The sequence below is a fragment of the Mycobacterium sp. NGS16 genome (assembly GCF_059813225.1).
In genome coordinates this window covers 779,591-806,235 of the sequence record NZ_JCALEE010000002.1, presented here as the reverse complement: position 1 = coordinate 806,235, position 26,645 = coordinate 779,591, and the positions used below count along the sequence as shown (strand labels likewise).

Below are 26,645 nucleotides of genomic sequence, written 5' to 3'. Positions count from 1 at the left end.
GTCACTTCAACGCTTTTCGTGCTGCGGCGAGGAATTCCGGCGCGGCCTGTGCCGCGGCAGCGGCGTTCTGCACATCTTTCGCGCCGTGTCGGGCTCGGTGGGCGATTCCTTCGGCGATCACGCCGATCTTGAAGTTCGCCAGCGCCAGGTAGAAGTTCCAATCGGCCAGATCGCGGCCGGACCGCCGGGCGTATTCCTCGGCGAGGACGTCGGCCGACGGCAGGCGTGAACTGGTCCAGGCGGCGGGGTGGCCGAATACCAGGTCGAATGCCGATGACCGGTAGACACACATCAGCGCGATATCGGTGAGGGGGTCGCCGAGGGTGGACAGCTCCCAGTCCACGACTGCCCTGATCACCTCCGCCTGCTCGGGATCGCAGATGGTGTTGTCGATGCGAAAGTCGCCGTGGACCACCGACGGCTGGGATGTCTGCGGGAGGGCGTCGGTGAGGGCCGCGGTCAGCTTCGTGACGTCGTCGCTCAGCGCGACATCGTTCCGGGGCGTCTTGACCAGGTCCCATTGCCGGGCCCACAGCCGCACCTGGCGTTCCAGGAATCCGTCGGGCCTGCCGAAGGATTCGAGCCCGACGGCACGGTAGTCCACGGCATGTAGATCCACGAGCACCCGCACCAGCGCCGCGGCATTGGCCACCAGGTCCGCGTCAGACAGGGTGTCCAGATCGTCCTTGTGGCGATAGACCCGTCCGGTCACGAACTCCGTGACCGTCAAGGGTGCTCCGCAGACCGTGCCGTCGGCGTCGAACGCGATGGGCCGGGCGATCGGAACGCCGGTGCCGTAGAGCTTTTCGGTGACCGCGAATTCACGGCCCACGTCATGGGCCGACGGGGTCAGGCCGCCGAGCGGTGGGCGACGAACGACCCACGCCGACGACTCGTCGCTGACTTTGAAGGTGAGGTTAGACCGGCCCCCGGCGATCAGTTCGACGGTGAGTTCACCGTGAACCGGAACATCGTTGGCGGCGAGGTACTTACGCAGGGCGACCGGATCCAGCGCTTGGCTCGTCACTGCGCGGCGTCCTTACGTGCCCGCCGGGCCGCCCCGACCCGCCGCTTGGCGATGGCCCAGCGGTGCACCTCGGAGGGGCCGTCGTAAACCCGGAACGGCCGTACCTCGCGGGAAAGCCGCGCAGGGGGCAGGTCCTCGGTGACGCCGAGCGCACCGCACATCTGCACGCTGCGGTCGACGATCCGGAAGATCGCCTCGGCGGCGAAAGTCTTGGCGATCGACGTAGCATCGCCGGCGTTGCCGCCCTGGTCCAGCTCCCAACATGCGCGCACCAGCAGCGCTCGAGTGGCCGCGATGTCGATTTCGTTGTCGGCCACCATGTTCTGGATCATGCCCAGGTCGCCGAGCGCCGATCCGAAGGCCTGGCGCTCCACGACGTGCGACAGTGCGGTGTCGTGACCGCGACGTGCGGCGCCGAGCCAGCGCATGACGTGGGTCATGCGTGCAGGCCCGAGGCGTACCTGGGCGTATTCGAAGCCGCGATCCACCTCGCCGAGCACGGCTTCATCGGGAACCCGAACATCGTCGAAGAGCACTTCACAGTGCCCGCCCACCATGGACCGGTCGAGGGTCGGAATGTGTCGGCCGACGGTCAAGCCCGGGGTGTCGGCGGGGACCAGGAACATGGTGGCGCCGCCGCGCTGGCCGGCTTCCCCGGAGGTGCGGGCCATGACGATGAAGAATCCGGCGCCGTCGGCACCGGTGATGTACCACTTGCGGCCGGTGATGTACCAGTCGCCCGAACGGCGTTCGGCCTTGGTCGTCAGCGCGGACGGGTCCGAGCCCGCACCCGGTCCCGGCTCGGTCATCGCGAACGCAGATCGCACGTCACCGGCCGCCAGCGGGGCGAGGTATTGCGCCTTCTGCTCGGGGCTGGCCACCTCGGCCAGCAGGTGGACGTTGCCCTCGTCGGGCGCGGCGATGTTCACCGCGGCCGGACCGAACAGTGAATACCCGGCGGCCTCGAACACCGGCGCCCGGTCGGACATGTTCAATCCCAGACCGCCGTACTCGACGGGAGCGTGCGGCGCGAAGACGCCCGCGTCCCGCGCCGCGGCCTGCAGTTCCCTGATCGTCGTGTCGCCGCCCGCGGCCGTGATATCCCCGCCGAAGCGGTCCTCGACCGGGAGCACGACGTCGTCGATGAACGCCCGGGTGCGTTCGACCAGTGTCGTCACATCCGGCGAGTAGTTCAGCTCGATTGCCATGTCACTCCGTCACCACCGTCAACTGACCGACCGATCACTCGGCCCAAACAGTACGGACTGTGACATACGGCGCCTTTCCAGTCAAAACTTGCCCCGGAAGCCCGGTTTCTGGCAACAATAGTTCAGAATTCCTGAACGTGGAGGTGGGGTGGCAGGGGCAGTCGAGTGCGGCGGTGCGATCCGGGCAGCCCGGCGTGCTCGGGGTCTGACCGTGCGGGAGCTGGCGCAACGCCTGGGGGTGAGCGCGGCAACGGTGAGCGCGCTCGAGAACGGCAAGACCGGAATCTCGGTGACACGCCTGCAGGCGTGCGCCCAGGCGCTGGGGGTGACCCCGGCCCAGCTCCTGGTGGGCACCGTCCCACCACCGGACACCGCCAGAGGCGTTGATACTGCCGGGTTCTCGCCCGGCGACTGGCGAACATTCCCGCCGCTGACGCTGGACAGCGTGCTGCGCGCGGCCATCGATGCGTTCGTCGACACCGGCTATCACGGCAGCACGATGCGAGACCTGGCGGCACGGGCGGGCATGAGCGTTCCGGGTATCTACCACCACTACCCGGACAAGCAGGCACTGCTGGTCGCGATCCTGGACCTGACGATGACCGAGCTGCACTGGCGCGTCGAAGCCGCCCGCACCGGCGCGTCAACCGGCATCGAGGAACTGCGCCGCATCGTCGAGGCGCTGGCACTGTTCCACACGCATCGCCAGAAGCTGGCCTTCATCGGCGCCAGCGAGATGCGCAGCCTGACCGCGGCGAACCGGCAGCGCATTGCCGACTCACGAAACCGGTTGCAGCACATACTCGACGCTGCCATCGACCGCGCATCACGCGACGGCGACATCGAGGGCATCGCCGGTAGCACCGTCGAAGACCGCCGGATAGCCGGCCGCGCCATCGCGACCATGTGCACATCGCTGCCGCAGTGGTTCAACGCCGAGGGACCCGCTACCCCGGAGCACACCGCCCGCGCCTATGCCGAGTTCGCCATAGCCCTGCTCGGCCGGCCCAGGTCGGCGTCCGCGCCCCCGCCACCCGGTGGTTGGGCACAATAGAGACCGTGTCGACGACGTGGCAGTTCTGGATCGACCGGGGCGGCACGTTCACCGACATCGTGGCCCGACGGCCCGATGGGCAACTGGTCACCCACAAGCTTCTCTCGGAGAACCCGGCCCACTACCGCGACGCCGCAGTGGCCGGAATCCGTGCCCTGCTGCAGATTCCCGACGACACGCCCATCCCGGCCGGAATCATCGACGCGGTGCGGATGGGCACGACGGTGGCCACCAATGCCTTGCTGGAGCGCGCCGGGGAACGCACCCTGCTGGTCATCACCCGCGGCTTCGGCAACGCCCTTGCCATCGCCTACCAGAACCGGCCCCGCATCTTCGATCGGCACATCGTGCTGCCCGAGCAGCTCTATGAGCGCACCGTCGAAGTCGACGAACGCATCTGCGCGGACGGCAGCGTCCTGCGCGCACCGGACCTGGACACCCTGGCCGCGGCCCTGCGCGCGGCTCATGCCGACGGCATTCGTGCGCTCGCCGTGGTATGCCTGCACAGCTACCGCAACCCGGCGCACGAACGTGCGATCGGCGCGCTCGCCGAGCAATTGGGCTTCACCCAGATCTCGCTGTCGAGCGATGTCAGCCCGCTGCCGAAGCTGATTCCGCGCGGCGATACCGCGGTCGTCGACGCCTACCTGTCGCCGGTGCTGCGCCGCTACGTCGCGCAGGTGGCCGACCAGCTGCGCGGGGTGCGGCTGATGTTCATGCAGTCCAACGGCGGCCTGGCCGCCGCCCACCACTTCCGCGGCAAGGATGCGATCCTGTCCGGCCCGGCCGGCGGAATCGTCGGCATGGTGCGGATGTCGGCGCTGGCCGGTTTCGACTCGGTGATCGGATTCGACATGGGCGGAACCTCTACCGACGTCTCGCATTACACCGCCGCCGAAGGATACGAGCGGGTGTTGACCACCGAGGTGGCCGGGGTGCGGCTGCGGGCCCCGATGCTGCACATCCACACCGTCGCCGCCGGCGGCGGATCGATCCTGCACTTCGACGGCAGCCGGTACCGGGTCGGACCGGATTCGGCGGGCGCCGATCCGGGACCGGCCTGCTACCGGCGCGGCGGACCGCTGACCGTCACCGACGCCAACGTGATGCTCGGACGCATCCAGCCGGGGCATTTTCCGGCGGTGTTCGGGCCGGCCGGCGACCAGCCGCTGGATACCGTGGCGGTACGGCGGGGCTTCGCCGCGCTGGCCGATGAGATCGGCGGCGATGGCCGCAGCCCCGAACAAGTCGCCGAAGGATTCCTGCGGATCGCGGTGGCGAACATGGCCAACGCGGTGAAGAAGATCTCGGTGGCCAAGGGCCACGACATCACCCGGTATGCGCTCACCACCTTCGGCGGCGCCGGTGGACAACACGCCTGCGCGGTGGCCGACGAACTCGGCATCCGTACCGTGCTGGTGCCGCCGATGGCCGGTGTGTTGTCCGCCCTGGGCATCGGGTTGGCCGACACCACCGTGATCCGGGAGCGCGCGATAGAGACCCCGCTGGACGGCGCCGTCCTGGACGACGTCGCCGACGAGTTGGAACGGCAGGCGCGCGCCGAACTGGCCGACCAGGACGTTCCGGCGAACCGGATACAGGTGATCCGCCGGGCACATCTGCGCTACCAGGGCACCGACACCTCGATCCCGGTCGAACTCGGCGCCGTCGCGCAGATGACGGCAGCGTTCGAAAGCGCCCACCGCGGCATGTACTCCTTCCTGATGGATCGCCCGCTTATCGCCGCGGCAGTCGAGGTGGAGGCCACCGGCCTGACCGAACAACCCGAGCTGACCACCCGAGCGGGCGTCGACAGCGACTGTGCGCCACCGGAAGTCGTCCGGCTCTATACCGGCGGCCGCTGGCGAGACGCACCGCTGCACCGGCGCGAGGCGATCACCCCGGCCGAGGTCCTGACCGGTCCGGCCATCATCGCCGAGGACAACGCCACTACCGTCGTCGACGACGGCTGGCAGGCCCAGCTATCCGACGACGGTCAACTGGTGCTGCAACGGCTGACCACGGCCGCACCGGCCGCTGCCGGCATCGCCGCCGATCCGGTGCTGCTGGAGATCTTCAACAATCTGTTCATGGCGATCGCCGAACAGATGGGCACCCGGCTGGAGGCCACTGCTCAATCGGTGAACATCCGTGAGCGGCTGGACTTCTCCTGCGCGCTGTTCGATGCGGACGGCAACCTGGTCGCCAACGCTCCGCACATCCCGGTGCATCTGGGATCGATGGGCGCAACCGTCAAGGAGGTGATCGCCCGGCGAACCGGGCAGATGCGGCCCGGTCAGGTCTACGCGATCAACGACCCCTACCACGGCGGGACCCACCTGCCGGACATCACCGTCGTCACCCCGGTTTTCGACGACGCCGGCCAGCGGGTGCTGTTCTTTGTCGCCTCACGCGGCCACCACGCCGAAATCGGCGGAACTACACCGGGTTCCATGCCGGCCGACAGCCGGACGCTCGACGAGGAAGGAGTCCTGTTCGACAACTTTCTGCTGGTCGAGGACGGGCAGTTCCGCGAAGAGCAGGCCCGAGCGCTGCTCACCGGAGCACGCTTCGCCTCCCGGAGCCCCGACACCAACCTCGCCGACCTGCGCGCCCAGATCGCCGCCAATCAGAAGGGCATCGATGAGATCCGCGCCATGATCGCCCATTTCGGACTCGATGTGGTGCAGGCCTACATGCGCCACGTCCAGGACAATGCCGAGGAGGCGGTGCGCCGGGTCATCGACTGCCTCGACGACGGCCAGTACCGCTACGAGATGGATTCCGGGGCGACGATCGCGGTGCGGGTGACCGTCGACAAGGCCACCCGCAGCGCCACCATCGACTTCGCCGGAACGTCGGCACAACTGGCGACGAACTTCAACGCGCCGTCGTCGGTGGCCACCGCCGCGGTGCTCTATGTGTTCCGCACACTCGTGCTCGATGACATCCCGATCAACGACGGGTGCCTGCGACCGCTGCACATCAAGATCCCGGCGGCAACGATGCTGGCCCCGCGATATCCGGCCGCAGTGGTGGCCGGCAACGTCGAAACCTCCCAAGCGATCACCGGGGCGCTGCTGGCCGCCCTGCGGGTGCAGGCGGAGGGATCCGGAACGATGAACAACGTCACGTTCGGCAATGCCGGCCACCAGTATTACGAGACGCTCGGTTCCGGGTCCGGCGCCGGTAACGGGTTCGACGGCGCTTGCGTCGTGCAGACCCATATGACCAACTCCCGGCTCACCGACCCCGAAGTGCTCGAGATGCGGTTCCCGGTGCTGTTGCGCGAGTATGCGATCCGGCGCGGCAGCGGCGGGGCGGGCCGCTGGCGCGGCGGCGACGGCGGCGTGCGGCGCATCGAGTTCCGCGAGCCGATGACCGTCAGTGTGCTGTCCGGGCATCGGGCCGTCGCCCCGTACGGCATGGCCGGCGGGTCGCCGGGGGCCATCGGGCACAACCGGGTGGAGCGCGCCGACGGCTCCGTGACCGAACTGGCCGGCTGCGATGCAACCGACGTGGCGCCCGGCGACACCCTGGTGATCGAGACTCCGGGCGGCGGCGGATATGGCAAACCTGCCTGAACGGCGTTAATCTCACGCGATGCGCGACCAATGGAGCCGGCGCGGCTTCTTCGGCCTCTGCGGTACGGCCGGCGCCGCCGCGTGGCTGGCCGCTTGTTCCTCGACCCCGCACGACGACGATGCCGGCGCACCGGGGCCCGTCACCATCTCGCACCTCTTCGGCGAAACCACCGTGCCCGAACCACCCAAGCGGGTGCTGTGTGCGGGCTACACCGGCCAGGATGACCTGCTGGCGCTCGGCGTGGTCCCGATCGCGGTCACCGCCTGGTTCGGCGACCAGCCGTTCGCGGTCTGGCCGTGGGCGCAGCAGCGCCTCGGTGATGCCAAACCCGTGGTGTTGAACTTGGACAACGGGATTGACGTCCAGCAGATCGCCGACCTCAAGCCGGATCTGATCGTCGCGACCAACGCCGGCGTGGACGCCGACACCTATCAGCAGCTCTCGCAGATCGCGCCGACCGTGCCGCAGTCAGGCGGCGACGCATTCTTCGAGCCGTGGAAGGCCCAGGCCACCGCCATCGGCACCGCGGTACATCAGGGCGCCCAGATGCGGTCGCTGATCGACGGCGTCGATGCGAAGTTCGCCGAGGCCGCCGCCGCGCACCCCGGCTTCAAGGGCAAGAAGGTCCTGCTGCTGGCCGGCCGCCTGGAGAACGGTGGCGTGGCTGTCACCACCGGGTGGCGTACCGAGTTCCTGTCCCAGCTGGGGTTCACCGTCGCCGATTCGCCGGCGCTCATCGAGCACGACCGGCTCGGTTCCACGCTCGGCGGCGCCGACGTGCTGATCTGGACCACTGAGAGCGACGACGAACGCCGGGCGCTGCTGGCCGATCCGGACATCGCCGCGCGTGAGTCGCGCAGCGTCTTCACCACCACGGAGCAGGCCGGGGCGATCGCCTTCGCCTCCCCGCTGAGCTACCCGGTGGTGGCCCAGCAACTGCCGCCGCTGCTGGCCAAGATCACCGGCTGAGCGGCGACGGCCGAAGACCGCTGCCACCCCCGCCCAACTCTGCACGTTTGGTAAGGCCCCTCTGGCATAGCCCGCAGAACTGTGGCCTGGATCACTTTGCGCGACTACGGTCGGGGACATGAGCGCGACATTGGATTTCCGGGCAACCGACACGATCCTCGACTACGGCGACTGCGCGCTGCTGTTGCAGTTCGACCGGACCGCCGAGGTGCTGGCATGGACCTCGGCCCTGGCCGCGGCGGCACTGCCGGGGGTGCTCGACATCGTGCCGGCGTCGCATACCGTGCTGGTGAAGCTGGCCGCCCCCGACTTCCAGCCCAGCGTCCGGCGCCGGCTGGCCAAGCTGACCGTCGAACCGGCCGAGATCGAGACCACGGCACGCGACGCTGCCGTCGACGTGGTGATCGACGTGGTCTACGACGGCCCTGACCTCGCCGAGGTGGCCGAACGCACCGGCCTGACCGTCGCCCAGGTGATCAACGCGCACACCGCAACACCCTGGCGAGTCGGATTCGGTGGCTCCACACCCGGTTTCGCCTACCTGATCGGCGGCGACCCGCGACTGCAGGTGCCGCGCCGGGCCGAACTGCGGGATGCCGTTCCGGCCGGTTCGGTGGCGCTCGCCGGGCAATTCAGCGGTATTTACCCGCGCCAGTGGCCGGGCGGCTGGCAGTTGATCGGCCGGACCGACGCCGTGTTGTGGGATCTGGAACGGCCCGACCCGGCGCTGCTCACCCCGGGCCTGACCGTGCAATTCCGGGCCGCGTAACGGAGGCTGACATGACCACGTTGGAGGTACTGCACACCGGTCCGCTGGCCCTGGTCGAGGACCTTGGTCGGGCCGGGTTGGGGCATCTGGGCGTCACCCGGTCCGGGGCCGCCGACCGCCGGTCGCATCAGCTGGCCAACCGTTTGGTGGCCAATCCCGACGACCGGGCCACCATCGAGGTGGCGTTCGGCGGATTCTCCGCGCGGGTCTGCGGCGGCGACGTCGACATCGCGGTCACCGGCGCCGAGACCGACCCAGAAGTCAACGGAGTATCGTTCGGCACCAACAGCATTCAGCGCGTCCACGATGGACAGGTGATCTCGCTGGGCACGCCTCGGTCAGGCCTGCGAACCTATCTGGCGGTGCGCGGGGGTATCGAGGTCACACCCGTGCTGGGGTCACGCAGCTACGACGTGATGGCCGCGATCGGCCCGGCGCCGTTACGCGACGGCGACGTGCTGCAGATCGGCGAACGGACCGGCGACTATCCCGAGATCGACCAGGCGCCGGTGGCCACGATCCCCGACGACGTCGTCGAGCTGCGGGTCACGCCCGGACCGCGCGACGATTGGTTCATCGACCCCGACATCATGGTCCGCACCAACTGGCTGGTCACCAACCACAGTGACCGGGTCGGGATGCGACTGGTCGGCATGCCGCTGGAATACCGGTGGCCGAACCGGCTGCTGCCCGCCGAAGGCGCCGACCGCGGTGCCATCCAGGTTCCGCCGAACGGGTTTCCGATCATCCTCGGCCCGGATCACCCGGTCACCGGGGCCTATCCCGTCGTCGGCGTGGTCGTCGAGGACGATCTCGACACGCTGGGCCAGGTCAGGCCCGGACAGACCGTACGGATGCACTGGTCGCGGCCGCGTCAGCACCCGTCCGATCACTCGACCTGGTAGGTCTGCGGGTGCCTGCCCAGGTCCACACCGCCCGCCTGATCCACACCTCCGATCTGGACGACGAGACCCGTCGCGGCGCCCACCAACTGGTCATCGAGGCCTACGGGGACGCGTTCTCCGAGGCCGATTGGCAGCATGCGCTCGGCGGGATGCACGCCCTGATCTGGCACCGCGGTGCCCTGATCGCCCATGGTTCGGTGATCCGCCGCCACCTGCTCTACCGCGGCCGGTCCCTGCGCTGCGGCTACGTCGAAGCCGTCGCCGTCGCCGAGGACCACCGCGGACGAGGGCTGGCCACCGCGGTGCTCGACGCCTGCGAACAGGTGATCCGGGGCGCCTTCGAGCTCGGGGCGCTCAGTTCGGCCGATATCAGCCGCCGGCTCTACACCGCGCGAGGCTGGCTACCGTGGCGCGGGCCGACGGCGGTGTTGTCACCGACCGGGCTGGTTCGCACCCCGGACGAAGACGGCACGGTGTTCGTGATGCCGGTCGACCTGAACTTGGATACCACCGCCGAGCTGGCCTGCGACTGGCGCGACGGCGACGTCTGGTAGTCCCGGGAGTTTCTCTCGGTCGCGGCCCTCACAGCAAATGCGTACCCTTCACGGGAGCCGGCGGGCAGGCACGCGACGTAGTCTGTCCCGCTGGACACCGACACGGGAGACCCCATGCTGTTTGAGTTCTGGCACAACTTCACCCACAACCTCTTCAAACCACTACTGCTCTTCTTCTACATGGGTTTCCTGATCCCCCTGCTGAAGGTCCAGTTCGAGTTCCCCTACGTGCTGTATCAGGGCTTGACGTTGTACCTGCTGCTGGCCATCGGCTGGCGCGGCGGCGAGGAGCTCGCCACCATCGACGCCTCGAGCCTCGCCCAGGTTCTCGGCTTCATCGTGCTGGGGTTCATCACCAACCTGATCATCGGATTCGTCGCCTATGGGTTGCTGACCCGGATGACGAAGATGCGACGAGTCGACCGCGCCACCGTGGCCGGCTATTACGGGTCGGATTCGGCCGGCACGTTCGCCACCTGCCTGGGTGTGCTGGCGGCGTTGGACATCGCGTTCGATGCCTACATGCCGGTGATGCTGGCCGTCATGGAGATCCCAGGGTGCATGGTGGCGCTGGTGCTGGTGGCGCGGTTACGGGAGCGCGGGATGGATCCGCTGGGCAACATGCCCGACGAGCCCGGGTACAACCCCAAGGCCCGCCCCGAATTGGTCACCGCCGCCCAATTGAGCACTCAGCGCCCCAAGACCCGCCATGAGCTGGAGGTCGAAGAGGAGCTGGAGATCGCGCTGGAGAAGCGTGAACATCCCGAACCGGTCGGCGCAGGCCCGGTGGTGGCCACGGCGACAGCTCCGGTCAGCGCACCGCTGCTGCGTGAAGTTCTGCTCAACCCGGGGCTGTATCTGCTCTTCGGTGGCATCATCATCGGCTTCATCGGCCGCCTGCAGGGCGCCTCGGTGATCGAAGACGGCGACCACGTCTTTGTCACGGCGTTCCAGGGCATGCTGTGCCTGTTCCTGCTCGAGATGGGCATGACGGCGTCCCGCAAACTCAAGGACCTGCGGACCGCGGGCCGTGGATTGATCGCCTTCGGCTTACTGGCCCCGAATCTCTTTGCCGTCACCGGAATTTTCATCATCCACACCTACGCCCAACTCACCGGCACTCACTTCGAGACGGGCAGCTACGTACTGTTCGCCGTGCTCTGCGGCGCGGCGTCGTATATCGCTGTTCCCGCGGTGCAACGCATCGCGATCCCCGAGGCCAGTCCGACGGTACCGCTCGCCGCATCGCTGGGTCTGACGTTCTCCTACAACGTGACGATCGGCATTCCGCTGTACCTGCAGATCACTCAGGCGGTCAACGGCTGGCTACCGGTCGGCTGACTGAGCAGGTGAAATCGGCTGCGCGCACACGCAATAGGTGATGTGGGCCACATCGTGAACCGCTGCTGCCCGGGCACCGTGTACCAGTAGAGCTGCCCTCCAAGGCATTTACAGGTTCTACACCGCAACTTGCCAGTTCAGGCCGGTATGTTCACACGGCGGCCCACCCGTGACGAGGCAGCACGGCGCGACGGTGGCTGGAGAGCACGAGGAGACTTCCATGACGCCCACTCATCTCAGTGAATTCGACCCAGAGGACTGCGCGGCCTGGGAGAACGGCAATAAGGCCGTCGCGCGACGCAACCTCATCTGGTCGACGGCAACCATGCACGTCGCCTTCTCCATCTGGTCGCTGTGGTCGGTCGTGGTGCTCTTCATGCCCGAGTCGGTTTACGGCATCAAACCGGGTGACAAGCTGCTGCTCGCGGCGGTCGCCACCCTGGTCGGTGCGTGTGCGCGGATCCCGTACGTGGCGGCCACCGCCAAATTCGGTGGCCGCGACTGGGCGGTGTCCTCGTCACTGATTTTGCTGATCCCCACCGTCGGGACACTGTTGTTGCTGGTCAACCCCGGTCAGCCGCTATGGATGTACCTGGTGTGTGCTGCCTTGACCGGGCTGGGTGGCGGCAACTACGCGGCCTCGCTGGCCAACGTCGACGCGTTCTACCCGCAACGCCTCAAGGGCGTGGCGCTCGGGCTGTGCGGCGGTATCGGCAACCTCGGGGTGGCGGCCATCCAGCTGGTCGGCTTGCTGGTGCTGGCCACCGTCGGCAACACCAAGCCGGAGCTGGTCTGCGGCGTCTACCTGGTGCTGCTCGCCCTGGTCGGTATCGGCGCGGCGCTGCGGATGGACAACCTCGACCACGGCGCGAAAGAGGTGGGCAGCATCCGATCGATCCTGTCGATCTCCGATAGCTGGGTCATCTCACTGCTGTACTGCGCCGCGTTCGGTTCGTTCATCGGCTTCGCGTTCGCCTTCGCCCAGGTGCTGCACGTCACATTTGAGGAAACCGGGCACAGCCCGGCCGAGGCTTCGCTGTACGCCGCACGAATCGCCTTCCTCGGCCCACTGCTGGGCGCCTTGTCGCGCATCTACGGGGGGCGGGTGGCCGACCGGCGCGGAGGCGGGCGGGTCACCTTCGTCGTCTTCGTCGGAATGATTCTGGGAGCCGCGGTACTGGCCCTGACCAGCACCATCGACGACCGCACCCCCGGTACGGTGACCTCCACCAGCGTGGTGCTCTACATCACCGGATTCATCGCGCTATTCATCCTGGCGGGCATGGGCAACGGTTCGGTGTTGAAGATGATCCCGTCGATCTTCGAGGCCCGGAGCCGGTCGCTTGACTGCAGCGAGGCTGAGCGCCGGCACTGGGCGCGTTCGCATTCCGGCGCGTTGATCGGGTTCGCCACCGCCGTCGGCGCGCTCGGTGGCGTCGCCATCAACCTGACCTTGCGGCAGGCGTATGCCAGCACCGGCACCGAGACGCCCGCCTTCTGGATCTTCCTCATGACGTATTGCGCCGCAGCGGCATTGACGTGGGTGATGTACGTGCGCCGGCCACCGCGGATGCCGGCGGGTGCCAGCCCGCGGTCGCCGCGGGACACCGAATCGGTGCCGGTGTGACCGGAATCGCTGCCGGGCAACCGATTGGAAATCGGTCGGTAACACCAACGAAATCGGCTGCCGCTAAACCTTATATATGAGCACCGTTCAGGCGGCCGGTCACCTCATCACGATTGAGGATGGTCGGGTCTTCGTGGACGGATTGGTCAAGCCGGTTCCACCTGCCGCTCTGGCCACGCTGCGCGTGTTGGCGCACCGTCCGGGCAGCGTCGTACCACGGGACACGTTGCTGCGAGCACTGCCGGGACGGGACAACAGCGCACACTCGGTGGACACTGCGGTGCTCCGGCTACGAACGGCATTGGGCGACAGTCAGATCGTCGCCACCGTGGTCAAGCGGGGGTACCGGCTCGCGGTCGACGACCAGTCGGGGGCCGCATGATCCCCATCATGGTGGCGCACGGCACCCGCCGGCCCGAGGGCGTTGTCATGGTCGGTGAACTCGCCGAGCGGGTCGGCGCGCTGCTGCGGCAGCCGGTGCGGGTGGCGTTCGTCGACGTGCTGGGCCCCAACCCCGCAGAGGTTCTTGCCGCCGAAGCCGGAAGCGGGCGCCCGGCAGTCATCGTGCCGGCCTTTCTGGCCCGCGGTTACCACGTCGGCGTCGACGTACCCACGCACGTCCTGGCCAGCGGGCACCCGGATGTCACGATGACGCCGGCCCTGGGACCGGACCGGCGCGTAGCTGCCGTGGTCGCCGCGCGACTGGCCGAATCGGGCTGGCGCACCGGCGACTCGGTGATCCTCGCGGCCGCCGGTTCATCGGACCCGATGGCGCGCGCCGACCTGGACCTGGCCGCGCAGATGCTGTCCGGGTTTCTCGGCACCCCGGTAGAGCTGGCGTTCGCCGCCACCGGCAGGCCCTCGGTACCCGACGCGGTGGCCGCCCTGCGCAGCCGGGGCGCGAACCGGGTGGTGATCGCCTCTTATCTGATGGCCGACGGGCTGTTTCAGCGCCGTCTGCATGACGCCGGTGCGGATCTGGTGACCGCACCACTGGGCACTCACCCTGGCCTCGCCCGGATCGTCGCCGACCGGTTCATCACCGCACTGACGCGGCTGCCGTTGCGGTCAGGGCTTTTTGGCGACCATCAGTAGCAGCGTCGCGCCTCACACCCAACCCGCTGGACCGTGAGGAGAAGTTCACGGGAGGGACACCGGGTGCAGTCTTCCGGTAACGAAAGATTTCTACGGTTTCCACATGCCTCGTTCACACCTCATCACCGATTGGGATCCCGAAGACACCGTGGCCTGGGCGGCCGGTAACAACAAGATCGCCCGGCGCAACCTGATCTGGTCGACCATCGCCGAACACATCGGCTTTTCGATCTGGTCAATCTGGTCGGTGATGGTGCTGTTCATGCCCGAATCGGTGTATGGCTTCAGCAGCGGTGACAAATTCCTCCTCGCGGCCACCGCTACCCTGGCCGGCGGCGGGCTGCGCATCCCGTACTCGATGGCGACCGCGACCTTTGGCGGCCGGAACTGGACGATCTTCTCTGCGCTGGTCCTGTTGATCCCAACGGTGGCGATAATGGGTCTGTTGGCCCACCCGGGTTTACCGCTGTGGCCATATCTGGTGTGCGCGGCGCTGACCGGTCTCGGTGGGGGCAATTTCGCCGCGTCGATGACCAACGTCAACGCTTTCTACCCGAACCGGCTCAAGGGCTGGGCGCTGGCGGTCAACGCCGGCGGAGGCAATCTCGGGGTGCCACTGATTCAGCTGGTCGGGTTGGCGGTGCTGGCAACCGCGGGCAATCGCCAGCCGTACTGGGTGTGCGCGATCTACCTGGTGCTCCTCGCAGTCACCGGGATCGGCGCAGCGCTGTTCATGGACAACCTCGACAATCACAAGGTCGACCTGAGCGCGATGCGCTCGATTCTTCCCGCGGTCGACACCTGGATCATCGCGCTGCTTTACATCGGTACATTCGGGTCGTTCATCGGGTACTCGTTCGCGTTCGGGCAGGTGCTTCAGATCAGTTTCGTGGGCAGTGGTCAAAGCCCCGCACAGGCCTCGTTGCACGCTGCTGAAATCGCCTTTCTAGGGCCACTATTGGGGTCGGTGGCGCGTATCGCCGGCGGCCGGATCGCCGACCGCATCGGCGGTGGCCGGGTCACCCTGGCCGCTTTTGGCGGGATGTTCGCAGCCGCGGGGCTGCTCGTCGCTGTCAGCGTCTTCGACGATCATCGCAGCGGCCCCACGACCAGCGCCACCATGGTGGGCTATGCCATCGGCTTCGTCGCATTGTTCATCGTCTCGGGGATCGGCAACGGTTCGGTGTACAAGATGATCCCGTCGGTGTTCGAGGCCCGTAGCCACAACCTCGGCCTCAGCGAGAGCGACCGCCGGCAGTGGTCACGGGCCATGTCGGGGGCGCTGATCGGTTTCGCCGGTGCCATCGGCGCTTTCGGCGGGGTGGGGATCAATCTGGCGCTGCGCCAGTCATATCTGTCCAGCGGCTCGGCGACGGCGGCATTCTGGATCTTCTTGGCGGGCTACGTCGGCGCTGCAGGGGTAACCTGGCTGAGGTATGTGCGCAGCCCGCTGCTGACCGCACAACCGGCCCAGGCCGCCTTGGCTCCGGCATAAGGCAGCCACCACCGCAACGGGGATGCTCATGAGCCGGCCAGACCACGCACCGCTGAGCGGCTATCGGGTTGCGGTGACGTCGGCGCGCCGCGCTGACGAACTCTGCACCCTGCTGCGACGTCATGGCGCCACCGTCTGTGCCGCACCGGCGATCGCGATGATCGACTTGACCGACGACATCCAACTGCAGCGCTGCACTGAGGAATTGATCGCCTACCCGCCCGACATCCTGATTGCGACGACGGCCATCGGCTTCCGCGGCTGGATCGCGGCCGCCGAGGGGTGGGGGCTCGCCGACGAGCTGATCGCGGCGTTGCGAGCCGCTCGCATCGTGGCCCGCGGGCCGAAAGCGGTCGGCGCATTGCGCGCAGCCGGGCTGCCCGAGGAGTGGTCGCCGGAATCCGAATCGTCGGCCGCGGTGCTCGACTATCTGGTGCAATCCGGTGTCACCGGCTGCCGGATAGCGGTCCAGTTGCACGGCACCACCAGCGGCTGGGACCCGGTTCCTGAGCTGCTCGACCAACTCCGTTGTGCGGGTGCCGATGTGCTGCCCATCCGGGTCTACCGGTGGCGCGCGGCCCGCCCGGGCGGCGAGTTCGACCAGCTGACCACCGAGATCGCTCAAGGACAATTCGATGCGGTCAGCTTCACCTCGGCCGCCGCCGTATTGGCGACGCTGACCCGCGCCACCGAACTCGGCCTCTCCGACGCGCTGCTCGCGGCATTGCGGTCGGACGTGCACGCGATGTGCGTTGGCCCGGTGACCGCCCGGCCGCTGACACTACTGGGAGTGCCCACCTCCTCGCCACGGCGAATGCGGCTGGGGGCGTTGGCTCGCCATATCGTGGACCAGCTGCCCCAGTTGCGCACCCACACCGTGTACGCCGCCGGCCACCGGATCGAGATCCGCAGCAGTTGCGTGGTTGTCGACGGGGTGGCCAAGTCGGTCTCACCCGCCGCGATGGCAACCCTGCGGGTGCTGGCAGAGCATCCCGGCCGAGTCGTGTCACGCGATGACCTGCTGGAGGCACTGCCGGGCAACGGGAGTAACACTCATGCGGTGGAAACCGCGGTGCTGCGCCTGCGATCCGCCTTGGGCGACAAGAACATTGTCGCCACCGTGGTGAAGCGTGGTTACCGGCTGGCAGTCGACCAGCCCGGCAACCCGGCCTAGGCCCGGTTGGCCTAGGCGACGGCCCGAACGGCGCTGACTCGGCCGATCTGCACGTAGCCGTCCACGATCCGGGTCGGGTACACCCGCACCGAGACGCGGGGGTCGTCCAGGCAGCTGCCGTCGTCGAAGGCGAACGCCTGCTTCTTCAGCGGCGAGATGACCGACATCCGGCCACCACGGTCGCCGACGATCCCCCGCGACAGCACCGCAGCGTGGAAGAACGGGTCGACATTGCACACCGCGTGCACCGAGCCGTCGTCGAGCCGGAAGAGCGCGGCCTGCTTGCCGTTGTCGAGCAGCACACCGACACCGAGGCCCGGGATCAGCTGGTCGTACCGGCAGGCGGTGGTCCATGCCTCAATGTTGTTGGCGGTGATCATGATTCCTCCTCAACACGCAGTACCGGGATGGGCAACGGGATCTTTCGGCCGTCGCGTTCGGTGAATGCGACGGTGGGGTCTTCGGCGTCGGGGGCGTTGACGAACGACACGAAGCGCGCCAGCTTCTCCGGATCGTCCAGCACGCCTTTCCATTCGTCGGTGTAGTTGTCCACGTGGCGAGCCATCGCGGCTTCGAACTCCGCGGCCAGCCCGAGGGAGTCCTCGCACACCACCTCGCGGACATGGTCGAGTCCGCCTTCAAGGGACTCGATCCACGGTGCCGTGCGCTGCAGCCGATCGGCAGTGCGGATGTAGAACATCAGGAACCGGTCGATGTAGCGGAACACGGTCTCGGTGTCGAGGTCACTGGCCAGCAGCTGAGCATGCTTGGGGCTCATGCCGCCGTTGCCTCCGACATAGAGATTCCAGCCGATCTCGGTGGCGATCACGCCGACGTCCTTGGCGCGCGCTTCGGCACACTCCCGGGCACAGCCCGACACGCCCATCTTGATCTTGTGCGGGGCGCGCAGGCCCCGGTAGCGCAGCTCCAGGTCGACGGCCATCTTCACCGAGTCCTGCTGTCCATAGCGGCACCAGTCACTGCCGACGCAGCTCTTCACGGTGCGCAGCGACTTGCCGTATGCCTGACCGGATTCCATGCCGGCATCGACCAACTTGCGCCAGATGTCGGGCAGCTGATCGACCCGAGCGCCGAACATGTCGATGCGCTGGCCACCGGTGATCTTGGTGTATAGCCCGAACTCCTGGGCGATCTGGCCGATCAGGATCAGGTGTTCGGGCTTGATCTCACCGCCGGGGACCCGCGGCACCACCGAGTAGCTGCCGTTGCGCTGAATGTTGGCCAGGAAGTGGTCATTGGAGTCCTGCAGCGCGGCCTGCTCGCCGTCCAAGATGTGCTCGGATCCCGTCGACGCCAGGATCGAGGCGACGGTGGGTTTGCAGATGTCGCAGCCGTGCCCGGTGCCGAACCGCTCCAGCAGCGCAGAGAACGTGCGGATCCCGGTGACCTGGATGATCTCGAACAGTTCGGCACGCGACTGCGCGAAGTGCTCGCACAGCGCCTTGGACTGCTCCACGCCTTCGGCGACCAGCAACTCTTTGAGCAACGGGATGCAGGAGCCGCACGACGTCCCGGCCTTGGTGCAGTCCTTCAGGGCCTGCACGTCGTGGCAGCCGTCGGCGATGGCATCGCAGAGCTGCGCCTTGGTGACGTTGTTGCAGGAGCAGATCTGCGCCGCCCCGGGCAGCGCGCTGATCCCCAACGCGGTCTTGCCGCCACCAGAGCCGGCCGGGGCGATCAGGTCCAGCGGATCGCCGGGCAGCTCGGCACCGACCATCGGGCGCAACACGCCGTAGGAGGACGCGTCGCCGACGAGGATCCCGCCGAGCAGGGTCTTGGCGTCATCGGAGAGCACCAGCTTGGCGTAGGTCCGCTTCACCGGGTCATTGACCACCACCGACAGCGAGTTCTCGCTGGCCCCCATCGCATCGCCGAAGCTGGCCACGTCGACGCCGAGCAGCTTGAGTTTGGTCGACATGTCGGCCTCACCGAACTCGGCGGCTCCCTCCAGCAGCCGGTCGGCGACCACCTCGGCGCTGGTGTAGCCGGGCCCGACCAGGCCGTAGCAGACACCTTCGATGGCGGCCACCTCGCCGATCGCATACACGTGGGGATCGCTGGTGCGGCATGACAGATCGGTCAGGACACCACCGCGTTCGGCGATCGCCAGGCCGGCCTCGCGAGCCAGCTCGTCACGTGGACGCACCCCGGCGGCGAAGATCACCAGCCCGGTCTCGATCGCGGTTCCGTCGGAGAGCCGCACCCGCAGGGTGGGCGAGCCGTATTGGTGGGTGAGCTGCTCGATCGACTCGGTGCCCACGCCCACGTGTACCGCGATACCCAGGTCGGAAATCATCCGGCCCAGCAGCACGCCGCCGGCATCGTCAAGCTGTTGCGGCATCAACCGCGGCGCCATCTCGACGATGTGGGGCTGAATCCCGGACCCGCGCAGCGCATTCGCGGCTTCCAGGCCGAGCAGCCCGCCGCCGATCACCACTCCGGTACGGACATGTCCGGCTTCCAACATGCACTCGATGTCGGCCCGGATGCCGTCCAGATCGTCCAGTGTGCGGTAGACATGGCACCCCGGCAGGTCATGGCCCGGAACCGGGGGGACGAACGCCCGAGACCCAGTGGCCAGCACCAGCCTGTCGTAGCCGTAGCGCTGCCCATCCGCCGCAGTCACCGACTTGCCGGCCAAGTCGAGGCCGGTGACCCGGGTACGCAGCATCAGTCGTACATGGTCGTCGTCGGCGTAGTCGTTGCCCGGAAGCGCCAGCCGGGAACGGTCCCACCCGTCGGTGTAGGAGGTCAGCCCGACTCGGTCGTAGGCGGGGTCGGACTCCTCGGCGAGCACCGTGATTCGCCAGCGTCCGCTGTCGGACCTGCTACGCAGCGCCTCCACGAAGCGGTGGCCCACCATGCCGTGGCCGACTACGACCAGTTCCCGGACGCGGTCGCCGGCGCGGGGGGTCTCAATCGGGGCCATGCGAATGACGGTAGAAACGCGATATTGCAGGAATATCGCCATGCGTTACAAGCATGTGACAGTGTGCTCACGCGCCTGTGAGGCCGTTCACCAGCAGGTCAGGGCTGTGTGGTTGTTCACCATCGGCGAACGCGGAACTTTAGCGGGGTCGACTCAAGTTCTACCCAGTGACGGGCCGGCGCCCGACCGGCACGCAGCAATCAACTCGAGGAGACATCGATGAGCACCCTGACCCTGTGGCAACACCCGTTCGACACCGACCGGTGGGTACGCGACTTCTTCGGCCCCGCCACCGCGAGCGCCTGGCGGACCCCGGCGAGCGGCTTCTTCCCCGCCGCCGAGATCACCAAGGACGGCGATGACGCGGTGGTCCGCCTGGAGCTCCCCGGCATCGACGTGGACAAGGACGTGACCGTCGAACTCGACGGCGGGCGCCTGGTAGTCCATGGCGAACGTCGCGACGAGTACGCCGGCACCGATCCGGCCGACGCCAAGCGCACGCTGCGCGAGGTGCGGTACGGCTCCTTCCGCCGCTCGTTCGCGGTCCCGGCACACATCACCGGTGACGCCATCACGGCGTCCTATGACGCCGGCGTGCTGACCGTCCGGGTGGCAGGCGTCTACGCCGGCACCGAGCCGCGACGGATCGCCATCACGAAGTAAGCCGAACCGGCGTAGCGGCCCCGAAAGGCCCGGAAAACCCCCGCACACAGTGTGTGTGGGGGTTTTCCATGCGCCGAACACGCCACCGACGCAACGTGATCTGTCTCACGTTCCGTTCTGGATGTGACTAGCATCGGGTGAACGTACTGTGATCCATAACACCCGAGGAGGCACCGGTGTCTAGCACTACCGAACTCGCCGAACTGCACACTTTGATTGGCGACCTGCGGCGCTGCGTGCTGGGGCTCAAGACCCGGTTCGGCGACATTCCCGGAATGCGCCGCATCGAAATGGACGCTGAGCGCATCCTCACCGACATCGAGCTCCTCGAGTCCGACGCCGGGGAACTCGACCTACAGCGCTGGGCCGCCGAACGCGCCCAGGACAAGATCACCATCCCCGACACCGATTACGACAACGAATTCTGGCGTGACGTCGACGACGAAGGCGTCGGCGGCCAGGGCAGGTACTGACACCGACCGGGTGCTGCTTGCACAAGGGCGCCCTCCGACGAACTCCAGCCGAAGGGAACCCCCGTAGATGAGCGCACCCGCCGTGAACCGTCCTGGCACCGGTGTCTTCTCGGCGACTCGCGCCCGCATCGCCAATCGAACGCTGCGTACCGACCGCTGGTGGCTGTCGCCGCTGCGGGTCAACCTCGGCCTGAACCTGTTCATCGTCTACGCGACCGTCCGGTCCTTCTGGGGCAGCGCCTACTGGGTTGACCAGTACCACTACCTGACGCCGTTCTACTCGCCGTGCATCAGCGCGTCCTGCGTGCCCGGCTCCAGTCACCTCGGCGTCTGGCTACCGGAGTTCCCCCGCTGGATTCCGTTGGGCGCATTGGTATTGCCGTTCCTGCTGTGCTTCCGGCTCACCTGCTACTACTACCGCAAGGCCTACTACCGGGCCTACTGGCAATCACCGACGGCGTGCGCGGTGCCCGAACCCCGCGCCCACTACACCGGTGAGACCCGGTTCCCGCTGATCATGCAGAACAGCCACCGCTATTTCTTCTACGCCGCCTTCGCCCTGGCCGCACTGAACACCTACGACGCCATCGTGGCGCTGCACTCCGACACCGGCCCGGGCGGCTTCGGGTTCGGGCTGGGCAACATCATCTTGTTGTTCAACGTGGCGATGCTGTGGGCCTACACCGGTGGCTGCCACTCCTGCCGGCACGTGTTCGGCGGACGCCTCAACCACTTCTCCAAGCACCCGGTCCGCTACTGGTTCTGGACGAAGATCAGCTGGTTCAACGGCCGGCACATGCAGTTCGCCTGGATCACCCTGGGCACGCTGGCCTTCACCGATCTCTATATCGCCCTGGTAGCGAGCGGGGTCATCACCGATTTCAGGTTCATCGGCTGAATCACAACGCCGACAGCCGCATTCACACGAAGGGTAAGCGAGAATTCATGGTTGAAGTCGAACGGCACTCCTACGACGTGGTCGTGATCGGTGCCGGCGGCGCGGGCCTGCGCGCGGTGATCGAAGCCCGTGAGCAGGGCCTGAGCGTAGCGGTGGTGTGCAAGTCGTTGTTCGGCAAGGCGCACACCGTGATGGCCGAAGGCGGCTGCGCTGCATCGATGGGCAACGCCAACGCAAAAGACAACTGGCAGGTGCACTTCCGCGACACCATGCGCGGCGGAAAGTTCCTCAACAACTGGCGGATGGCGGAGCTGCACGCCCGGGAGGCGCCCGAGCGGGTCTGGGAGCTGGAGACCTACGGCGCACTGTTCGACCGCACCAAAGACGGAAAGATCAGCCAGCGCAACTTCGGTGGCCACACCTACCCGCGGCTGGCGCACGTCGGTGACCGCACCGGCCTGGAGCTGATCCGCACCATGCAGCAGAAGGTGGTCTCGCTGCAGCAGGACGACCATGCGGAGTTCGGCGACTACGAGGCCAAGATCAAGATCTTCCACGAGTGCACCATCACCGAGTTGCTCAAAGACGGTGCCACCGGCGCTATCTCGGGCGCATTCGGCTACTGGCGTGAAAGCGGCAAGTTCATCATGTTCGAGGCGCCGGCGGTGGTGCTGGCCACCGGAGGCATCGGCAAGTCGTTCAAGGTGACCTCGAACTCCTGGGAGTACACCGGTGACGGGCACGCGTTGGCGCTGCGTGCCGGCGCGACGCTGATCAACATGGAGTTCGTCCAGTTCCACCCGACCGGGATGGTGTGGCCGCCCAGTGTGAAGGGAATTCTGGTCACCGAGGGCGTGCGCGGCGACGGCGGGGTGCTCAAGAACGCCGACGGAACCCGGTTCATGTTCAACTACATCCCGCCGGTGTTCAAAGGGCAGTACGCCGAGACCGAGCAAGAGGCCGACCAGTGGCTCAAAGACAACGACTCGGCTCGGCGCACACCTGACCTGCTGCCCCGCGACGAGGTGGCCCGCGCCATCAACTCCGAAGTCAAGGCCGGGCGTGGTTCGCCGCACGGCGGCGTGTTCCTGGACATCGCATCGCGACTGACGCCGGCGGAGATCAAGCGCCGGCTGCCCTCGATGTACCACCAGTTCATGCAGCTCGCCGAGGTCGACATCACCAAGGACGCCATGGAGGTCGGCCCCACCTGCCACTACGTGATGGGTGGCATCGAAGTCGACCCGGACACCGGCGCTTCGGTGGTCCCCGGGCTGTTCGCCGCCGGCGAGTGCTCCGGCGGGATGCACGGCTCCAACCGGCTGGGCGGCAACTCGTTGTCCGACCTGTTGGTCTTCGGCCGCCGCGCCGGCCTGGGCGCCGCGCAATACGTGCAGGGGCTGGACCGTCGGCCCACGGTGACACCGGCGGCCCTGGAGGCTGCGGCCGAGCTGGCACTGGCGCCGTTGGAGCGCGGGGGTGCCGGGGAGAACCCCTACACCCTGCACGCCGAGCTGCAACAGTCGATGAACGATCTGGTCGGCATCATCCGCAACGCCGGCGAGCTGGAGCAGGCCTTGTCGCGACTCGAGGAACTCAAGGCCCGGTTCGCCACCGTCGCCGTCGCCGGGGGCCGGCAATACAACCCGGGCTGGCACCTGGCCGTGGACCTGCGCAACATGCTGCTGGTCAGCGAGTGTGTGGCCAAGGCCGCGCTGCAACGCACCGAGAGCCGCGGCGGGCACACCCGTGACGACCACCCGGGCATGGACTCCAACTGGCGCAAGACCCTGCTGGTCTGCCGGGTCGCCGACGACAGTGCGGTCCCCGATATCACCATCACTCCCGAGACCCAGCCCGAGATGCGGGCGGACCTGTTGGAGCTGTTCGAGATCTCCGAGCTGGAGAAGTACTACACCGACGATGAGCTGGCGCAACACCCCGGACGGAGAGCGTAATGACATACAACGCCCAGCTGCGGGTCTGGCGTGGTGACCTCGACGGCGGCGAGCTACAGAACTTCGAGGTCGAGGTCAACGAGGGCGAGGTAGTGCTCGACGTCATCCACCGGTTGCAGGCGACCCAGACCCCGGACCTGGCAGTGCGCTGGAACTGCAAGGCCGGCAAATGCGGTTCGTGCTCGGCCGAGATCAACGGATTCCCCCGCCTGATGTGCATGACGCGGATGTCGATGTTCGACCCGGACCAGACCGTCACCGTGACACCGGTACGAACCTTTCCGGTGGTTCGCGACCTGGTCACCGATGTGTCGTTCAACTACGAGAAAGCTCGCGAGCTGCCGGCATTCAAGCCGCCGGAAGGCCTCAAGCCCGGCGAGTACCGGATGCAGCAGAAGGACGTGGAGCGCTCCCAGGAGTTCCGCAAGTGCATCGAATGCTTCCTGTGCCAGAACGTCTGCCATGTCATCCGCGATCACGAGGAGAACAAGCCCCGGTTCGCCGGGCCGCGGATGTTCATCCGGCTGGCGGAGCTGGACATGCACCCGCTGGACAGCGCCGACCGCCGCGACTTCGCCCAGGACGACGCCGGCCTCGGGTTGTGCAACATCACCAAGTGCTGCACCGAGGTGTGTCCGGAAAACATCACGATCACCGACAACGCCATCATCCCGATGAAGGAGCGGGTGGTCGGGAACCGCTATGACCCGGTCGTCTGGCTCGGGCGAAAGATCTTCCGCCGCAAGTCCGACTGACCCGTGAAAACGACCACGCTGGGACGAAGCGGGCTCGAAGTTTCGCGCCTGGCGCTGGGCACCTGGGAGTTCAGCGGGGCGTGGGGCAACGTCGACGAAGACAACGCGATCGCAATCGTGCGCCGGGCCCGCGAGCTGGGATTCAACTTCTTCGACACCGCCCACGAGTACGGATTCGGAACGGCCGAGCGCATTCTCGGCACCGCACTACGTCACGACCTCGACCACGCCCGCGACGAGGTGGTGATCGCCACCAAGGGTGGCTTACGCGAGACCGACGAGGGCCCGGTTCGCGATGCCCGGCCCGAATGGCTTCGCCACGATGTCGACACCAGTCTGTCCGCGCTGGGCATCGATCACATCGACCTCTACCAGGTGCACTGGCCCGACCCGGCCGTGCCGGCTGCCGAAACCGCCGGGGCGCTGGCCGAGTTGGTGGCGTCCGGCAAGATCCGCCACGTCGGGGTCTCCAACTACGACGCCGAACAGATCGCGGAGTTCTCGGCCACGCTGCCGGTGGAAACGGTCCAGCCCCCGTTCAATATGCTGCGCCGCGAGCTGCAGGACACCCTGTTTCCGTACTGCCGGGACAACAATATCGGCGTACTGGTCTACGGGGCGCTGGCACACGGCCTGCTGACCGGAACCATCAGCTCCGAAACCAGGCTCGCCGATGACGACTGGCGTGCGCTGAGCGGACTATTCAGCGGGGAGGGCTTCGCCCGCAACCTGAAAGTCGTTGCGGCGCTGCGGTCTATGGCCGGGGACCTAGGAGTCACTTTGAGCCAATTGGCTCTGGCCTGGACCTTGGCGCAGCCCGGCGTGCATGTGGCGATCGTCGGCGCCCAGCAAGCCGACTACCTGCAGGACAGCGCCGCCGCGGTCCACCTGGACCTGAGCCCCGATGACCTCGCGGCGATCGCCGAGATCCTGGCACCGTCAGCCCCCCTGCGCGGCCCCTACCCGGAGATGTGGAAGGAGTTCCGGGCCCCCTCCTAGGTGCCCACGAACGTCATCGGGTGGTGATGAATCCGGGTTCCGTTGTGTAGCCCGTTGAGCACTTCCATGTCGTCGTCGCTCAGTTCGAAGTCGAAGACGTCGAAGTTCTCGGCGATTCGGTGCGGCCGCGACGAGCGCGGCGTGACCACGTTGCCCAGCTGCAGACTCCACCGGATCAGCACCTGCGCCGGTGAGCGGTCATGCTTGGCCCCGATCGCCTTCACCGCCGGGTTGTCGATCACCCGCACGATGATGTGCCGCTCGCCGAAGCCCAGCGGGCTGTGCGCCTCGGTGACGATCCGGTGCTCGGCGTGGAACCGGCGCAGCTCCTCCTGATTGAACAGCGGATGCAGTTCGACTTGATTGACCGCGGGGGCCACCGACGTTGCGTCGATGAGCTCGGTGAGGAGCTCCTCGGTGAAATTGCAGACGCCGATCGAGGAGACCAGGCCCTCTTCGCGGGCGTGGATCATGGCCTGCCAGCTGTCGAGGTACTTGCCGACTTCCGGAGCGGGCCAGTGGATCAGGTACATGTCCAGGTAGTCCAGACCGAGCCGGTCGATGCTCTCTTTGCAGGCGTCGAGGGCGCTGGCGTAACCCTGCCGCGACGTCCCCAGCTTGGTGGTGACGAACAACTCCGACCGCGGCACCCCGGACTTCTCAATGGCGCGGCCCACCACGGCCTCGTTGCCGTAGGAGGCGGCGGTATCGATCAGCCGGCAGCCGTTCTCCAAGGCGGTCAGGATCGAGGCCTCGGTCTGCTCATCGGAGAGCTTGGCAACCCCCAGGCCGAGGACGGGCATCGCCGCCCGGTCGTTGAGGGTGATCTGGGGAATCGGGTTCGCAGCGACCCGGGTGCGGTTCTCAACTGCGTATGCAATCGTCATCTTTTCGACCTACACATTCTGTTACTTTGCCATCGCTAGTTACGTATCGTTCGATCTGGAATGCCGCTGGTCGCGGCCGAAACAAGGCGCGGACAGTCAGGATTTGGATAACCCGAGAGCTACCGGAGCCTCGTTGTTACGACGCTCCACCTCCTGGGTTTTGACAGCAGATGATGCGCTTATCCAGCGACTACCGCGCCAATGCGGTTCGGGACCCAGTGCGCATCGCACGGTCCGTTATACAGACGTGATCTGAGCG

General features: G+C 67.2%; 22 protein-coding genes and 1 pseudogene. 18 read left to right on the top strand and 5 right to left on the bottom strand.

Annotated features, from left to right (window positions below):
• Nucleotide 1 precedes the first annotated feature (1 nt).
• Both AC5Y4Q_RS09505 and AC5Y4Q_RS09500 read right to left on the bottom strand, forming a co-directional pair.
• A complete protein-coding gene (locus tag AC5Y4Q_RS09505) occupies nt 2-1,027 on the bottom strand; it encodes a phosphotransferase family protein (RefSeq protein ID WP_065018821.1) in 1,026 nt (341 codons plus the stop codon).
• The gene (locus AC5Y4Q_RS09500; RefSeq protein ID WP_064920443.1) at nt 1,024-2,235 is read right to left on the bottom strand and encodes an acyl-CoA dehydrogenase family protein; all 1,212 of its coding nucleotides are present in this window, start codon (nt 2,233-2,235) and stop codon (nt 1,024-1,026) included. The genes AC5Y4Q_RS09505 and AC5Y4Q_RS09500 overlap by 4 nt, the downstream gene beginning before the upstream one ends.
• 148 nt (nt 2,236-2,383) lie before the next feature.
• Here AC5Y4Q_RS09500 and AC5Y4Q_RS09495 point away from each other — a divergent pair, with 148 nt between their 5' ends.
• The 12 genes and pseudogenes from AC5Y4Q_RS09495 to AC5Y4Q_RS09440 all read left to right on the top strand — a co-directional run bounded on the left by AC5Y4Q_RS09495 (nt 2,384) and on the right by AC5Y4Q_RS09440 (nt 16,803).
• Complete coding sequence (locus AC5Y4Q_RS09495; protein WP_082952483.1) at nt 2,384-3,289, top strand: TetR-type transcription factor C-terminal domain-containing protein; 906 nt, start codon at nt 2,384-2,386, stop codon at nt 3,287-3,289.
• A gap of 5 nt (nt 3,290-3,294) precedes the next feature.
• Complete coding sequence (locus AC5Y4Q_RS09490) at nt 3,295-6,873, top strand: hydantoinase B/oxoprolinase family protein (RefSeq protein WP_109535578.1); 3,579 nt, start codon at nt 3,295-3,297, stop codon at nt 6,871-6,873.
• Nucleotides 6,874-6,892: 19 nt separating this feature from the next.
• Nucleotides 6,893-7,843 carry an ABC transporter substrate-binding protein gene (locus AC5Y4Q_RS09485; protein WP_064920444.1) on the top strand — a complete coding sequence of 317 codons (951 nt, stop codon included), beginning with the start codon at nt 6,893-6,895 and terminating at the stop codon, nt 7,841-7,843.
• Nucleotides 7,844-7,961: 118 nt separating this feature from the next.
• Nucleotides 7,962-8,612, top strand: coding sequence for a 5-oxoprolinase subunit B family protein (locus tag AC5Y4Q_RS09480; protein ID WP_064920445.1), 651 nt, complete (start codon nt 7,962-7,964; stop codon nt 8,610-8,612).
• Nucleotides 8,613-8,623: 11 nt separating this feature from the next.
• Nucleotides 8,624-9,517, top strand: a complete 894-nt coding sequence (locus AC5Y4Q_RS09475) for a 5-oxoprolinase/urea amidolyase family protein (protein ID WP_064920446.1) — start codon at nt 8,624-8,626, stop codon at nt 9,515-9,517.
• Nucleotides 9,518-9,525: 8 nt separating this feature from the next.
• Nucleotides 9,526-10,071 (top strand): GNAT family N-acetyltransferase, encoded by a 546-nt coding sequence (locus tag AC5Y4Q_RS09470; RefSeq protein ID WP_064920447.1) that lies wholly within the window; start codon nt 9,526-9,528, stop codon nt 10,069-10,071.
• A gap of 114 nt (nt 10,072-10,185) precedes the next feature.
• The gene (locus AC5Y4Q_RS09465; protein WP_064920448.1) at nt 10,186-11,412 is read left to right on the top strand and encodes a sodium-dependent bicarbonate transport family permease; all 1,227 of its coding nucleotides are present in this window, start codon (nt 10,186-10,188) and stop codon (nt 11,410-11,412) included.
• A gap of 220 nt (nt 11,413-11,632) precedes the next feature.
• Entirely contained in the window at nt 11,633-13,039 is a 1,407-nt protein-coding gene (locus AC5Y4Q_RS09460) for an MFS transporter (protein ID WP_064920449.1), read from the top strand.
• Between the two features lie 82 nt (nt 13,040-13,121).
• Nucleotides 13,122-13,421: pseudogene (locus AC5Y4Q_RS09455) on the top strand (winged helix-turn-helix domain-containing protein); the annotation flags it as partial.
• On the top strand, nt 13,418-14,134 hold the full coding sequence (locus tag AC5Y4Q_RS09450; RefSeq protein WP_064920451.1) for a sirohydrochlorin chelatase: 717 nt from the start codon (nt 13,418-13,420) through the stop codon (nt 14,132-14,134). The pseudogene AC5Y4Q_RS09455 and the gene AC5Y4Q_RS09450, both read left to right, overlap by 4 nt.
• Before the next feature lie 103 nt (nt 14,135-14,237).
• On the top strand, nt 14,238-15,629 hold the full coding sequence (locus AC5Y4Q_RS09445; protein WP_064920452.1) for a nitrate/nitrite transporter: 1,392 nt from the start codon (nt 14,238-14,240) through the stop codon (nt 15,627-15,629).
• Between the two features lie 28 nt (nt 15,630-15,657).
• Complete coding sequence (locus AC5Y4Q_RS09440; RefSeq protein ID WP_064920464.1) at nt 15,658-16,803, top strand: uroporphyrinogen-III synthase; 1,146 nt, start codon at nt 15,658-15,660, stop codon at nt 16,801-16,803.
• Nucleotides 16,804-16,814: 11 nt separating this feature from the next.
• Here the strand turns inward: AC5Y4Q_RS09440 and nirD are convergent, their stop codons facing one another.
• Complete coding sequence (nirD, locus tag AC5Y4Q_RS09435) at nt 16,815-17,183, bottom strand: nitrite reductase small subunit NirD (protein WP_064920453.1); 369 nt, start codon at nt 17,181-17,183, stop codon at nt 16,815-16,817.
• A complete protein-coding gene (gene nirB, locus AC5Y4Q_RS09430; protein ID WP_082952484.1) occupies nt 17,180-19,753 on the bottom strand; it encodes a nitrite reductase large subunit NirB in 2,574 nt (857 codons plus the stop codon). Before nirB ends, nirD begins: the two co-directional genes overlap by 4 nt.
• A gap of 219 nt (nt 19,754-19,972) precedes the next feature.
• Between nirB and AC5Y4Q_RS09425 the strand changes: the two genes are divergently transcribed.
• The 6 genes from AC5Y4Q_RS09425 to AC5Y4Q_RS09400 all read left to right on the top strand — a co-directional run bounded on the left by AC5Y4Q_RS09425 (nt 19,973) and on the right by AC5Y4Q_RS09400 (nt 25,499).
• Nucleotides 19,973-20,416 (top strand): Hsp20/alpha crystallin family protein, encoded by a 444-nt coding sequence (locus AC5Y4Q_RS09425; RefSeq protein ID WP_064920454.1) that lies wholly within the window; start codon nt 19,973-19,975, stop codon nt 20,414-20,416.
• Nucleotides 20,417-20,592: 176 nt separating this feature from the next.
• Nucleotides 20,593-20,889: an Rv0250c family protein gene (locus AC5Y4Q_RS09420; RefSeq protein WP_064920455.1), complete on the top strand. Its 297-nt coding sequence runs from the start codon at nt 20,593-20,595 to the stop codon at nt 20,887-20,889.
• A 67-nt stretch (nt 20,890-20,956) separates the two neighbouring features.
• The gene (gene sdhC, locus AC5Y4Q_RS09415; RefSeq protein ID WP_065018822.1) at nt 20,957-21,787 is read left to right on the top strand and encodes a succinate dehydrogenase subunit SdhC; all 831 of its coding nucleotides are present in this window, start codon (nt 20,957-20,959) and stop codon (nt 21,785-21,787) included.
• A 47-nt stretch (nt 21,788-21,834) separates the two neighbouring features.
• The gene (locus AC5Y4Q_RS09410; RefSeq protein WP_064920457.1) at nt 21,835-23,745 is read left to right on the top strand and encodes a fumarate reductase/succinate dehydrogenase flavoprotein subunit; all 1,911 of its coding nucleotides are present in this window, start codon (nt 21,835-21,837) and stop codon (nt 23,743-23,745) included.
• Nucleotides 23,745-24,500 carry a succinate dehydrogenase/fumarate reductase iron-sulfur subunit gene (locus AC5Y4Q_RS09405; protein ID WP_064920458.1) on the top strand — a complete coding sequence of 252 codons (756 nt, stop codon included), beginning with the start codon at nt 23,745-23,747 and terminating at the stop codon, nt 24,498-24,500. The genes AC5Y4Q_RS09410 and AC5Y4Q_RS09405 overlap by 1 nt, the downstream gene beginning before the upstream one ends.
• A 3-nt stretch (nt 24,501-24,503) precedes the next feature.
• Entirely contained in the window at nt 24,504-25,499 is a 996-nt protein-coding gene (locus tag AC5Y4Q_RS09400) for an aldo/keto reductase (RefSeq protein WP_064920459.1), read from the top strand.
• Here the strand turns inward: AC5Y4Q_RS09400 and AC5Y4Q_RS09395 are convergent.
• The gene (locus AC5Y4Q_RS09395; RefSeq protein ID WP_064920460.1) at nt 25,496-26,386 is read right to left on the bottom strand and encodes an aldo/keto reductase; all 891 of its coding nucleotides are present in this window, start codon (nt 26,384-26,386) and stop codon (nt 25,496-25,498) included. The two genes, AC5Y4Q_RS09400 and AC5Y4Q_RS09395, sit on opposite strands and share 4 nt — an antisense overlap.
• Nucleotides 26,387-26,645: the final 259 nt, after the last annotated feature.

Excerpts from the sequence above, each read along its gene's own strand:
- AC5Y4Q_RS09410 (WP_064920457.1), top strand. The coding sequence starts at position 21,835 with ATGGTTGAAGTCGAACGGCACTCCTACGACGTGGTCGTGATCGGTGCC.
- AC5Y4Q_RS09485 (WP_064920444.1), top strand. The coding sequence starts at position 6,893 with ATGCGCGACCAATGGAGCCGGCGCGGCTTCTTCGGCCTCTGCGGTACG.
- AC5Y4Q_RS09500 (WP_064920443.1), bottom strand. The coding sequence starts at position 2,235 with ATGGCAATCGAGCTGAACTACTCGCCGGATGTGACGACACTGGTCGAA.
- nirB (WP_082952484.1), bottom strand. The coding sequence starts at position 19,753 with ATGGCCCCGATTGAGACCCCCCGCGCCGGCGACCGCGTCCGGGAACTG.
- AC5Y4Q_RS09480 (WP_064920445.1), top strand. The coding sequence starts at position 7,962 with ATGAGCGCGACATTGGATTTCCGGGCAACCGACACGATCCTCGACTAC.
- AC5Y4Q_RS09450 (WP_064920451.1), top strand. The coding sequence starts at position 13,418 with ATGATCCCCATCATGGTGGCGCACGGCACCCGCCGGCCCGAGGGCGTT.
- sdhC (WP_065018822.1), top strand. The coding sequence starts at position 20,957 with ATGAGCGCACCCGCCGTGAACCGTCCTGGCACCGGTGTCTTCTCGGCG.
- nirD (WP_064920453.1), bottom strand. The coding sequence starts at position 17,183 with ATGATCACCGCCAACAACATTGAGGCATGGACCACCGCCTGCCGGTAC.
- AC5Y4Q_RS09475 (WP_064920446.1), top strand. The coding sequence starts at position 8,624 with ATGACCACGTTGGAGGTACTGCACACCGGTCCGCTGGCCCTGGTCGAG.
- AC5Y4Q_RS09445 (WP_064920452.1), top strand. The coding sequence starts at position 14,238 with ATGCCTCGTTCACACCTCATCACCGATTGGGATCCCGAAGACACCGTG.
- AC5Y4Q_RS09425 (WP_064920454.1), top strand. The coding sequence starts at position 19,973 with ATGAGCACCCTGACCCTGTGGCAACACCCGTTCGACACCGACCGGTGG.
- AC5Y4Q_RS09440 (WP_064920464.1), top strand. The coding sequence starts at position 15,658 with ATGAGCCGGCCAGACCACGCACCGCTGAGCGGCTATCGGGTTGCGGTG.
- AC5Y4Q_RS09395 (WP_064920460.1), bottom strand. The coding sequence starts at position 26,386 with ATGACGATTGCATACGCAGTTGAGAACCGCACCCGGGTCGCTGCGAAC.
- AC5Y4Q_RS09405 (WP_064920458.1), top strand. The coding sequence starts at position 23,745 with ATGACATACAACGCCCAGCTGCGGGTCTGGCGTGGTGACCTCGACGGC.
- AC5Y4Q_RS09460 (WP_064920449.1), top strand. The coding sequence starts at position 11,633 with ATGACGCCCACTCATCTCAGTGAATTCGACCCAGAGGACTGCGCGGCC.
- AC5Y4Q_RS09465 (WP_064920448.1), top strand. The coding sequence starts at position 10,186 with ATGCTGTTTGAGTTCTGGCACAACTTCACCCACAACCTCTTCAAACCA.